The organism is Streptomyces sp. 5-10 (genome assembly GCF_014712245.1).
Taxonomy (GTDB): domain Bacteria; phylum Actinomycetota; class Actinomycetes; order Streptomycetales; family Streptomycetaceae; genus Streptomyces; species Streptomyces violaceusniger.
Genome location: NZ_JACVYG010000041.1, coordinates 91,577 through 103,119, shown reverse-complemented (window position 1 = coordinate 103,119; position 11,543 = coordinate 91,577). Strand labels below are relative to the sequence as shown.

Sequence of the window (11,543 nt, the reverse complement as noted above, 5' to 3'; positions counted from 1 at the left end):
CGCAGGCTCTCGTGCCGGGCCACCACATCCCCCAGCGCCGCCTCCAACGCCCCCACATCCAACACACCCGTCAGCCGCAGCACCAGCGGCACGTTATAGGTGGCACTCGGCCCCTCCATCTGGTTCAAGAACCACAGCCGACGCTGCGCATACGAGAGGGGGATCATGAGCACTCCGTATCCACTGATGGCAACAGAGACGGGACATGTGTGCTGGCTCAAGCACTGAGTGATCCCACACCCCGCCGGTTACCACGAGCGCCCGCTGACACACACTTACATCTCGACAGATCTGATGTTCCAAGCGCACACCTTCAGCGGCATCAGCACTAGCCACAGTTACGGTGCGCCGCTGGACTGTCCGGCGTAACGGTGGTCATTGCTGATGCCGGGCCGAGAGCCGGATCGGCAGACTCCGATGATGGGATGGCTGGTATCACGGCCGGCCCACGCTACCGATGCCCCGGAGAAGCACAAAGGGTCACCCTTATGCCGAGAATACCAACCAATGGCATCCATCTGTCCTACGAAAGGGAAGGCGAAGGCGATCCGGTACTTTTCATCATGGGGACGTCGGCCGGCGGCCAGGTATGGACAACACACCAGACCCCCGCGTTGATCAAATCCGGGTATCATTGCGTCACCTTCAACAACCGAGGGGTCCCGCCGTCGGACGCGCCTCCCGGAAAGTATTCCCTGGCCAGTATGGTTGCCGACACCAAAGGGCTGATCGAGGCACTGGGCCTCGGCCCGTGTCACATCGTCGGGAATTCACTCGGCGCGCTGATCGCCCAGGAACTGCTGATCGGCCATCGCGAACTCGTGCGGAGCGCGGTCCTGATCGCCACAAAGGCCCGGCAGGACCCCGTTCGGCAGGCGCTCGCCCGGGGCGAGCAGACCCTGATCGAAGGCGGCATACGCGTCACTCCGCACTACGAGGCCGCCATGACGGCGATTCAGATGCTGTCGCCCGCGACGCTCAACAACGCCACGGCGGCTGCCACGTGGCTGGAGCTCTTCGAGCTGTCCGCGGAAACGAAGGAACGTGTTCATGGGCAGTCCTGGGCCGATCTCTCGAGTGACCGCCGTGAGGCGTTACGAAGCGTCACCACACCGTGCCGGGTGATCACCTTCACCGATGACCTCATCACCCCGCCCTATCTCGGGGCGGAGGTGAGCGATGCCATTCCCGACTGCGACCTCGTCGAAATATCGCGATGCGGTCACTTCGGGTTTCTGGAGCGTCCCGCCGAAACAAACACGGCGATCATTGAATTCCTTGATAAGTCCCGGACCTGACCGGGCTGTCGAGAGGGGACACTGTGGCTGTCGGAATTGGCGCAACGGGCCGGTATCTGCCGCCGCGCGTCATCGACAACGTCCACGTCACAGCCCGGACGCACAAGAGCGCGGAGTGGGTCCGGGAGCGTACGGGCTTCGAGGCCCGCAGATGGGCGGATGAGGCGACGGCGACGTCCGACCTCGGTTACGCCGCCGTGGCCGATCTGCTCGACACGGCTCCTGGCGCACTGGACGAAGGGCTCGGGGCGATCATCTTCGCCACCTCCACGCCCGATCAGCCCATGCCCAGCACGGCGGCGGCCCTGCAGGATCAGCTGAAGGCGGACGGTGTACCGGCCTTCGACATCGGGGCGGTCTGCGCGGGCTCGCTCTACGCCCTCATCGTCGGGGCCGCGCTCGCCGAGCGACCGGGAACCGGCCCGAAGGTGCTGGTGGTGGCGGGTGACAAATATTCGCCGCTGCTCGACGTGGCGGACCCGACCACCGTCAGCCTCTTCGGTGACGGCGCGGCGGCGATACTCCTGACCCCCGTGCCCGACGGGTACGGCCTGTTGAGCAGCAAGCTGGTGGCCCATGGCAGCAGGCGGGGCCTGGTGGAGGTGATCGGCGGCGGGAGCAGGCGTCCGCTGACGGCCGAGCGACTGGCCGCCGGTGAGCACCTGTTCCGGATGAAGGGCAGAGCCGTCCGGGACTACGTGCTGGAGACGGTGCCGGGGGCGATCAAGGAGACGCTCGACGCGGCCGGGGTGGATGTCCAGGACATCGACCGGTGGATCCCCCATCAGGCCAACCTCAACCTGCTCCGGGAGCTGGCGGGTGAGCTGGGTGCGGATCCCGACCGGTTCGCGATGACGCCGCGGTTCGGGAACACCGGGTGCGCCTCGTTGCCCATCGCCCTGTGTGAAAGCCGCAGGAACCGACCGTTCGGCAACGGTGAGTTGCACTGTCTGTTCGCGGTCGGCGGCGGGATGGCCGCGGCGGTCGCGGTCATGCGGCACTGGGAATCCGAAGGGACGGTCTCATGACGGACAAGTGGCTCGCGGGGCAGGTCGCGGTCATCACGGGCGGCACGAAGGGCCTGGGCTGGGCGATCGCCCAGGAGTACGCCGCACAGGGGGCGACGGTGGTCTGCGCCTCGCGCACGGGCGCGGTGGACACGCCGGTGGACGCGTGGCCCGGTCACATCGTCTTCGACTCCGTCGACGTGCGGGACCCGGACTCGGTGCTGCGCCTGGTCGAGCGTACTGTCACGGCGTACGAGCGAGTGGACATCCTGGTCGCGAACGCCGGCGTCAACCTGGACTCCAAGGTGGAACGGGTGACGGTGGCCGACTGGGACGAGACATTGGCGACGAATCTCAGCGGGACGCTGCACGCCATCCAAGCGGTCGTCCCGCGGATGCGCGGCCAGGGCGGCGGCCGGATCGTCACGGTCTCGTCCAGCATGGCGACGCGCCCGGCGATCGGCACGGCCGGCTACGTCGTCTCGAAGGCCGGCATCGAGGCGCTCACCCGAGTGGCGGCGATCGAACTGGGCCGCCACGGCATCCTCGTCAACTGCCTCGCCCCGGGAATCCTCGATGCCGGTATGGGCAGGGCGGTGCTGGACAACGACACACTACGGCAGGCTTACACCAAGCGATTCGGGCTCGGCCGCCCGGGCAGGACCCAGGAGGCGGCTCAGGTGGCGCTGTGGCTGGCGGGTCCGCACAGCTCCTATGTCAACGGAGCGGTCATCGAGGCCAACGGCGGGCTGTCGTGGGCCTGACGCGTGCGAGGGCCGGGGGCACGGCCACAGCCGAGGAGGAGCCGCTGTGACCGAGGCGATCCTGGAGCGGATCAGGGAAGCGATTCCCCAGTCCATCCCCGATGATCCGGCGCGGGCGCGCCGGTGTGTCGTCGATACGGCCCGCCGGGTGGACGATGTGCTGGCCACCCTGCCCGAGCCCGTGGACCGCTCGGCGGATCACCGCGCGGTGGCCACCGCCGCCAAGAACCTCGCCCGGGGTGTGCGCACCCGCTTCCTGCGCGCACACGGGGACGCGGTGTACGAGGAGCTGACGGAGGGGTTCACGCTGTCCCCGCGGCTGCCCGAGTTGGTCCGCGCCGCGGCCATCGCTTACCCCGGGCTCGTTCCCGGTGCCGATCGGATGAAGCACGAACAGGGCCGCCCGCAGGCGCACAAGGAGGGCCTGGAGATCGATCAAGGGATCTTCTTCCACCACATGTTGCGCTCGCCGCTGTCCGGTTCGCATCTCGTGGACACCATGTTGCTGCCCACCCCCCGGGCGATGCGGCTGCTGCCGGAGTTCCAGCACACGGGCGCGCTCGACCTCGGCTCGGTGCGGCTGGACAGACGTGGCAGCGCCGCGCATCTGACGATGTGCCGTGACGACTGCCTGAACGCGGAGGACAACCGACAGGTCGAGGACATGGAGACCGCGGTCGACATCGCGTTGCTCGACCCCACCGTGCGCGTGGGTCTGGTGCGTGGCGGGACGATGTCGCATCCCCGTTACCGCGACCGCCGGGTCTTCAGCGCCGGTATCCACCTCAAGAAGCTGCACGCGGGGCAGATAGCGCTCGTCGACTTCCTGCTCCGCCGCGAACTGGGCTACGTCAACAAGCTGATCAGGGGCGTACGGGTGGACCATGACGGCGAGTGGCACAGCCCCACGATCCAGAAACCATGGGTGGCGGCGGTGGACACTTTCGCCATCGGCGGGGGCGCCCAGCTCCTCATGGTGTTCGACCGGGTCCTCGCGGCAGCCGACGCCTATGTGAGTCTTCCCGCGGCGCAGGAAGGCATCGTCCCCGGCGCCGGGAATCTGAGGCTTGGCCGGCGGGCGGGCGGGCGGCTCTCCCGCCAGGTGGTCCTGTGGGGGCGCCGCATCCGGGCCACCGAGCCGGATGCCCGCTTCCTGCTCGACGAGGTCGTGGAGCCGGACCGGTTGGGCGCGGCCGCGCAGCGGGCGCTGGAGCGCCTGGACAGCCCCGCGGTGACCGCCAACCGCCATATGCTCAACCTGGCCGAGGAGCCGCCGGAGGCCTTCCGGGTCTACATGGCCGAGTTCGCCCTTCAGCAGTCGTTGCGCCTGTACAGCGCGGACGTCATGAGCAAGGTCGGCCGTTTCTCGGCCGCCCGCTCGTAAGTCACCGCGCTGCCCTGGCGGCCGCGGCACCGGTGCGCCGCAGCCGCAGTGCGCGCTCGCAGGCCGCCAAGTGGGTGCCGAGGGCTTCCTCGTGGCTCGCTGTGACGGCCTCCAGCAGCAGTCGGCGTCGTATGGCCGTCTCGCTGCCGACGGTTCCGGCGGCCCGGGCCACGACGGCGGCGACGCCGACATCGGTTTCCGGCACGATCTCGTCGAACACCCCCGCGTCGAGCAGGGCCGGGCCGTCGGCGGTGGCGGGCAGGAGCACCAGACGGCGGGCGGCGGCCAGTCCCACTTGCTGCACCAGCCGGTGCAGCGCCATCCCGGGCCACATCGCGCCCGGCGCGCCGTCGGCGGTGGCCCGCGCCGTGTCGGGCCCGCCGATGCGGTGGTCGGTGGTCAGCAGTATCTCCAGCGCGGCGGGGGTGCACCGGTGTTCACACACGCCGACCGTGAACAGATCGACCCGCTCCAGCCGGCGCAGCGCCTTCTCCCACTTGCCGACCAGATGCACCTCCGGTGTGCCCGGCCACCCTCCCGGCGGGAGGCCGGTACCGGTCAGCCGCAGGACCAGGACGTCGGCGTCGGCCGCGTCCTCGGCACGGGCGCACACATCCGTGATGTCCTCGATCAGTTCGGCGGACAGCGGCCGGTCGAGGTCGATGCGCGCCTCGACGACCCCGAGGGCTCGCGCGCCCGGCGAGTCGATGTTCACATCCATGGAACTGCCTCCTGCGTGCTGGTGATACGGCCTGGGGCACCTGGTCCGGGCCGGAGTCAGAAGCGGATGAGCGCGGTTTCGATGGTCGATCCGGGCCCCATCGTCATCAGCACCGCGTACTCCCCGGGCCGCACCGCGCCCTCGCGCAGCAGCCGTTCGTAGGAGAACAGGAACGAGCCGCTGGAGAGGTTGCCGTAGTCGCGGAGAACGCTCATGGTGTGGCGTACGTCGTGGCGGGTGAGTCCCAGGTTCACGCGGACGGAATCGACGACTTTCTTCCCTCCGGAGTGCACCACCCAGTGGGTGATGTCGCCGCGCCGCAGTCCCGTGCCGTCCAGGAGCCGGCCGATGACGGTTTCGGCATGTGCGCCGACGACGTAGGGGACGTCCCGGTCCAGGAAGAAACTGAACTTGCCGGCTGTGTCGTCCCAGTCGTAGCGCATGGCGTCCGAGGCTTCGGGGATGAGGTGGCTGGCGAAGCGCAGCACCCGCGGGACCGGGCCGCGGCCCGGGGCCGGTGCGTCCGTGGTGAGCGCCACCGCCGCGGCGCCGTCGCCGAACAGGCTGTTGACGACGGACGAGCGCATCGTGCCGTCGACCACATACGCCGCCGAGCACACTTCCACGCATGCCATCAGGGCCAGGCGGCCCGGATTGGCGGCGCTCCAGCCGGCCACCGCGTTCAGTGCGTTGAGGCCCGCGTTGCACCCCATGCCGACCACGTCGAGCCTGCTCGTTCGGTGGCTCAGCCCCATTTCCTTGATCAGCAGGGCGCTCAGCCCAGGGGTGAGGAGCCCTGTGCTGGACACACAGCACAGGTGGTCGACCTCATCGAGGGTGCGGCCCGCCGCCTCCAGGCAGCCGGAGATGGCGGCGGCCCCCATGTCCAGTCCCTGGCGGCTGTGTTTGCGCAGCAGTTCGCCTTGGGTTTCAACGGCCGGGTGTCCATGGGAATCGGCGGGCGGCAGCGTGAGGAAACGGCGTTCGATCGCACTGTTGTGGAATACCGAGCACACCCGTTCGTCGGTGATACCGAAGTAGTCGAGAACCTCGGTTTGGGTGTAGGAACGGGGCGGCACGGCGGTGCCCACGCCGACGATCACGGGGCGTGTTCCGGCCGGGGTGGCGGCGATCCTCTCAGCCTCCCATCGCCTCGATGAGGCTCTTGGGACGCATGTCCGTCCAGTTCTCCTCGATGTAGGCAATGCACGCCGCGCGGCTGTCGCGGTCGTGGGCCACGTGCCAGCCGTCGGGCACCTCGGCGAAGACGGGCCAGAGGGAGTGCTGCCCCTCGTGATTGACCAGGACCAGGAACTCGGCATCGGGGTCATCAAAAGGGTTCACGCCGCATCTCTCCCTTGGCTTCTCTTCGTTGCTTCACGGGGCGCCTCTGCCTTGTGCCTTCAGCATCCGGACACGGGCCGGCCGGGGCATCCGCGTATCCCACCGTTACGCCGCGCCCCCGGCCGCGACGCGCTCCACGCCCAAGCGACGGTCGCCGTAACCGTGGTGATCCCTCAGTGACCGACGCGGCCGGCGGCCGAACACTATGCGATATGGAACTCTCCGATCTGAACTCCTCGCTGACCGATCCACTGTTCGCATCGGTCACCTTTCTCAATGAGGTCGCCCAGCGGTACCCCGACGCGGTGTCCTTCGCCGCGGGCCGCCCCTGCGAGGACCAGTTCGGCCGCGACGACCTGGACCGTTATCTGCGCCGCTACCGCGAGTACCTGGCCACGGTGCGGGGGTATGACGAGCGGCAGGTCATCCGCACCCTGCACCAGTACGGACGCACCAAGGGCATCGTGCACGAGCTGGTCGCCCGCTATCTGGCCACCGACGAGGGCATCGAGGTGGACCCCGAGGCGATCGTGGTCACCGTCGGGGCGCAGGAGGCGATGTATCTGGTGCTACGGACGCTGTGCCGGGACGAGCGGGATGTGGCGTTGGCCGTGTCCCCGACGTACATGGGCTTCACCGGGGCCGCGCGCCTTGCCGGCATGCCGGTACTGCCGGTGGCGTCCGGGGAGTCGGGGGTGGACTTCGAGGATCTGCTCGCCCGCGTCGCGGCGGCCCGGCGCCGCGGATCGCGGCCGCGTTGCCTGTACCTGGTGCCGGACTTCTCCAACCCGGCCGGTGTCAGCGTGGACATCCCCTCCCGCCGCCGGTTGGTGGAGCTGGCCGGGCAGGAGAATCTGCTGCTGCTCGAGGACAACCCGTACGGGCTCTTCACCGACGGGGACGAGCGGCCGCCCACCCTCAAGGCGCTGGACCGCGGCCAACGGGTGGTGTATCTGGGCTCCTTCGCCAAGACGGTCCTGCCGGGCGCCCGGGTCGGCTTCGCGGTGGCGGACCAGCCGGTGACCGTGGAGGGGCGGCGGACCGGATATCTCGCCGACGAACTGGCCAAGATCAAGAGCATGGTCACGGTGAACACGCCGCCGCTCGGACAGGCGGTGGTGGCGGGCCGGCTGCTGGAGAACGACTTCAGTCTCTCGCGGGCGAACGCGGAGGTGACGGCCGTCTACCGGCGCAACCGCGCCCTGCTGCTCGACGGGCTCCAGGACCGCTTCGGCGGGTCATCGGCGGTTCGGTGGAACGCACCGGCGGGAGGGTTCTTCGTGGTGCTGTCGCTGCCCTTCCCCGCCGATGAGGAGCTGCTCGCCCACTCGGCGCGCGAGCACCGGGTGCTGTGGACTCCCATGCGGCACTTCTACGACGGTGCCGACGGCGAAGGCACACACCAACTGCGTCTTTCCTGCAGTGCCTTGACCCCGGAGGAGATCGCCACCGGGCTCGACCGGCTGGCGAAGCTCGTGGCGGAACGGCTCTCCCCGGCGGCTCCCTGAAAGGCCGGGCCGCGGAAGGCGCCGCGCCCGGCTGCGATCACAGCCCCACGGTGGTCAGGCGGCGGGCAGCGGGCACATCCGCACAGCCGGACAGGGCCAGCGCTTCGCGCAGTTCGGCGCGGAGCAGGTCCAGCACCCCCCTGACCCCGGCCTCGCCGTCCGCGGCCAGGCCCCACAGCACGGGCCGACCGTACATGACCCCGTCCGCGCCGCAGGCGAGGGCGCGCAGAACGTCCATGCCGTCGCGCACACCGCTGTCGAACAGCACCGCGCAGCCACCCGCCACCTCTTCGACCACCGGCCGCAGCGCCGTGATGCTCGCCGGAGCCCCCGCGAACTGGCGGCCGCCGTGATTGGACACGACCACCGCGTCCGCACCGTGCTCGACGGCCAAGGCGGCGTCCCGAGGCGCGAGGACGCCCTTGACCACCAGGGGCAGCTCGGTGCTGTCCCGGAGCCAGGCCAGATCCGCCCAGCCGGTGGAAGGATCGAAGTCCGCCGCCGAGTGGACCGCGAGCGCCGATGACCCGCTGCGGCGGATGTGTGTGGCACGGGCCGCCTCGGCACCGAGATGGACGGGGAACACCGTCGGGGGCAGGGTGAAGCCGTTGCGCAGATCGCGCCTGCGGCGGCCCATGAACGGCACATCGACGGTGACGACGACGGCGGCGCATCCGGCGTGCTCGGCCCTGCGCACGAGCTCGAGCATCCGCCCGCGGTCGCGCAGCCAGTACAGCTGGAGCCAGACCACCGCACCGCTCGCGGCGACCCGCTCCAGCGGTTGGCTGCTGAGCATCGGAATGACGAAGGGGACGCCGGCGTCGCGCGCGGCGCGCGCGGTGGCGAGTTCGCCATCGGGGTGCAGCAGGCGCTGGTACGCCATGGGCGCCACCGCGACCGGCATCCGGGCGGTGCCCCGCAGCAGCGGCCCGGAGGTGTCGGCCTCCCGCGGAACGGCGGAGAGCACCCGGGGCACCAGGCGCATCCGGTCCAGCGCCGCTCGGTTGGCGGCCTGGACCGACTCGTCGCCGCTGCCTCCGGCGATGAAGTCCCACACCTGCGGGGACAGCCGTTCGGCGGCCAGTCGTTCCGCGTCGGCGGCGCACACCGGTGGTATGGCCGGGACGGGGTCCGGTGCGCTCACAGCGAGGCTTCCCGCGACGTGCCGTCAGCCGCGGCATGGGGTCGCTCGGCCTCCACCGCGGCGTAGAGCGCCTTGATGTTGCCGCTGCCGAAGGTGCGGGCCCCCGCCCTTTCGATGATCTCGAAGAACAGCGTGGAGCGGGGGTGGACGGAGCGGGTGAAGATCTGCAGGAGCTGGCCGTCCTGGTCCTCGTCGACCAGGACGTTGAGCTCCCGCAGCCGGTCGGCGGTGTACCGCCTGAGCCGCAACCGCTCCCGCAATTGCTCGTAGTAGGTCCCGGGAGTGGTGAGGAACTCAACACCCCTGGCGCCCAGCGCGCTCACCTCGCGCGTGATGTCGTCGGTGGTGAAGGCGATGTGCTGCACGCCGGCGCCGCCGTGGTCCTTGATGAACCGGTCGACCTGACCGGGCTCCTTCGTCAGGTCGGGTTCGAGGATGGTGAGCGTCACCGTCCCGGACCGGCTCTGCACGGCGATGGAGTCCATCGCCTGCCGGCCCACCAGGATGCGCTCGCTGAAGACCGTCCGGAAATCCAGGACGGTCTCGTAGTAGGCGACGGTGGGGGTCAATTGCCCCGCCTCCACGCACACCGCGAAGTGGTCGACCGACTTCAGGCCGGTCGAGTCCGCCGCGCCGTGACCGGGCGGCGGCCCGGTGCGCGGGGTGAGCCCCGGCAGGGCGTGGGCGTCCGCCGAGGACAGGCGCTGGACGAACGTGTGCGTCACATCGCCGAAACCGGCGATCGACGCGGTGACCACACCGTCCCGTTGCCGCAGCCGCTCGACCGGACGGGCTCCGCGGCGGACCGCCTCCTCGAACGCGGCGGCGGCGTCCGGGGTGCTCAGGGCGATGTCGCAGACCCCGTCGCCATGCCGTTCGGTGTAGGCGGCGGCCGGGTGGTCCGCGCTTCCCGCCTCGACGAGCACCAGCCGGATGTCGCCCTTGGCCATGGCCGCGGTCCGCACACGCCCCTCGTGCCGTCCGTCCGGTGACCGCGCGTACACGCTCATCCCGTAGCGGTCCGCCCACCACGCGCTGGCCTGGTCGAGATCGCCGACGGCGAAGCCGACGTAGTCGACACCAAGTTCCTCGAACGCACTCATGAAAGCCTCTCCCTGATGCACCAAGGGGGTCTCAGACTCCCGCGCACCGCAGGCCGAAGCATCCGTGGTGGCCACAGTTACACGGTCCGGAGGGGAGCGGGGCGCCCCGGCCCGCGGGGCCGGCGAGGGCGACGGAGCCCGAACTGGCGCGGCGCGCCATCACCGCCGCCGAACCACTCGCACCGAACCCGCACATCCCCCTCGGCGCGCGGTCAGCCGCTGGAACCGCGGACCACGAGCTCGGGTTTCAGGACGACGTCATCGCTGCCGCCGTCGAGGAGGGCGAGGGAGGCCTCGACCATGCGCTCGGCGGTCGAACCCAGGGTGGTGAGCCCCGGCGCGGCGGTGTCGGAGATGTACGTGCCGTCGAAGCTCGTGATCGCGTACTCAGCAGGCACGCGTTTACCGGCGTGCTGAAGCGCCGTGAGCAGGCCGAGCGCGACAGTGTCGGCGGTGCAGATGATCGCATCCGTGCGGCCGGGGTTCGCGAGCAGGAGCTTCGCGGCGTCGGTGCCGCTCGCCACGGTGAAGTTCGGCATTTCCAGAACCCGGTCCTCCGGTCCGGCGAGCGCGCGGAACGCGGCCGTGCGCTCGATGCTGGAGGAGGAGTCTTCCTGGGCGTCGACCATCAGGATGCTGCGGCGGCCCCGCGCCCGCAGGTGGTCCACGAGCAGACGGACCCCCGCCGCGTTGTCGAGCCGTACCGACGGCGCTTCGACGCCTCGCGCGCGGCGGTCGACCTGCACGACGCGGTTGGACCGCGCGAGTTCCGTGATCGCCGCGCCACTCCGCTCGAACGCCGCGGGCACCACGAGCACCGCGTCCACCAGCACCCGGTCCATGGCGCCGAGCTGGCGCTGCTCGGTCTCCGGGCTCTCGCCCGTGTCGATGGTCACCAGCCGCTTGCCCTGAAGATCCAGGCGGCGCGAGTACGCCGACACCAGCTCCGCGAAGTACGCGTTCGCGATCGCCGGAACGACAAGCGCCAGGGAATCCGTCGACTGAATCCGCAGCGCCCGCGCCGCCGCGTTCACCCGGTAGCCCAGTTCCTCGCAGGCGTTCCGCACCCGCAGCGCCAGCTCCGGATCGACATTGCGCTGAACTCCGGACAGCACACGACTCGCCGTCGGCACCGACACCCCCGCGCGCAACGCCACGTCCTTCAAGCCGATGCGCGCGCCCATCCTGATCTCCCCTGATTCCTGCCCGCCGATGCCATCAGGACGGTCTCGACGCCCCGTTGACGCGGCAGGGACCGGCGTGCTTAGGT

At 70.1% G+C, this 11,543-nt stretch carries 12 protein-coding genes; 5 read left to right on the top strand and 7 right to left on the bottom strand.

Going from position 1 to position 11,543, the window contains the following annotated elements; genetic code table 11:
* A partial coding sequence (locus tag IEJ02_RS50905; RefSeq protein WP_370467172.1) for a condensation domain-containing protein occupies positions 1-173 on the bottom strand: 173 nt, incomplete at its 3' end.
* Positions 174-425: 252 nt separating this feature from the next.
* On the opposite strand from IEJ02_RS50905, the gene IEJ02_RS34495 reads away from it, so the two are divergent.
* From IEJ02_RS34495 to dpgC, 4 genes are all read left to right on the top strand, one after another.
* Complete coding sequence (locus tag IEJ02_RS34495) at positions 426-1,298, top strand: alpha/beta fold hydrolase (RefSeq protein ID WP_317985998.1); 873 nt, start codon at positions 426-428, stop codon at positions 1,296-1,298.
* Between the two features lie 23 nt (positions 1,299-1,321).
* Positions 1,322-2,326 carry a 3-oxoacyl-ACP synthase III family protein gene (locus IEJ02_RS34490; RefSeq protein WP_317985997.1) on the top strand — a complete coding sequence of 335 codons (1,005 nt, stop codon included), beginning with the start codon at positions 1,322-1,324 and terminating at the stop codon, positions 2,324-2,326.
* Positions 2,323-3,069, top strand: coding sequence for an SDR family NAD(P)-dependent oxidoreductase (locus IEJ02_RS34485; protein ID WP_191068431.1), 747 nt, complete (start codon positions 2,323-2,325; stop codon positions 3,067-3,069). The genes IEJ02_RS34490 and IEJ02_RS34485 overlap by 4 nt, the downstream gene beginning before the upstream one ends.
* A 94-nt stretch (positions 3,070-3,163) precedes the next feature.
* Entirely contained in the window at positions 3,164-4,453 is a 1,290-nt protein-coding gene (gene dpgC / locus IEJ02_RS34480) for a (3,5-dihydroxyphenyl)acetyl-CoA 1,2-dioxygenase DpgC (protein WP_370467171.1), read from the top strand.
* Position 4,454: 1 nt separating this feature from the next.
* On the opposite strand, the gene dpgB is transcribed toward dpgC, so the two are convergent.
* From dpgB to IEJ02_RS34465, 3 genes are read right to left on the bottom strand one after another with little or no spacing between them, the layout of a single operon-like run.
* Positions 4,455-5,174, bottom strand: coding sequence for an enoyl-CoA-hydratase DpgB (gene dpgB, locus IEJ02_RS34475; protein WP_191068429.1), 720 nt, complete (start codon positions 5,172-5,174; stop codon positions 4,455-4,457).
* Positions 5,175-5,230: 56 nt separating this feature from the next.
* Complete coding sequence (gene dpgA, locus IEJ02_RS34470) at positions 5,231-6,307, bottom strand: 3,5-dihydroxyphenylacetyl-CoA synthase DpgA (protein ID WP_275561570.1); 1,077 nt, start codon at positions 6,305-6,307, stop codon at positions 5,231-5,233.
* A 4-nt stretch (positions 6,308-6,311) separates the two neighbouring features.
* On the bottom strand, positions 6,312-6,518 hold the full coding sequence (locus IEJ02_RS34465; RefSeq protein ID WP_191068428.1) for an MbtH family protein: 207 nt from the start codon (positions 6,516-6,518) through the stop codon (positions 6,312-6,314).
* A 212-nt stretch (positions 6,519-6,730) separates the two neighbouring features.
* Between IEJ02_RS34465 and IEJ02_RS34460 the strand changes: the two genes are divergently transcribed.
* Positions 6,731-8,026, top strand: a complete 1,296-nt coding sequence (locus IEJ02_RS34460) for an aminotransferase-like domain-containing protein (RefSeq protein ID WP_191068427.1) — start codon at positions 6,731-6,733, stop codon at positions 8,024-8,026.
* Positions 8,027-8,063: 37 nt separating this feature from the next.
* Here the strand turns inward: IEJ02_RS34460 and IEJ02_RS34455 are convergent, their stop codons facing one another.
* The 3 genes from IEJ02_RS34455 to IEJ02_RS34445 form a co-directional block, all read right to left on the bottom strand.
* A complete protein-coding gene (locus IEJ02_RS34455) occupies positions 8,064-9,170 on the bottom strand; it encodes an alpha-hydroxy acid oxidase (protein WP_191068426.1) in 1,107 nt (368 codons plus the stop codon).
* Positions 9,167-10,273 (bottom strand): 4-hydroxyphenylpyruvate dioxygenase, encoded by a 1,107-nt coding sequence (hppD, locus tag IEJ02_RS34450; RefSeq protein ID WP_191068425.1) that lies wholly within the window; start codon positions 10,271-10,273, stop codon positions 9,167-9,169. The genes IEJ02_RS34455 and hppD overlap by 4 nt, the downstream gene beginning before the upstream one ends.
* 212 nt (positions 10,274-10,485) lie before the next feature.
* On the bottom strand, positions 10,486-11,457 hold the full coding sequence (locus tag IEJ02_RS34445) for a LacI family DNA-binding transcriptional regulator (RefSeq protein WP_191068424.1): 972 nt from the start codon (positions 11,455-11,457) through the stop codon (positions 10,486-10,488).
* Positions 11,458-11,543: the final 86 nt, after the last annotated feature.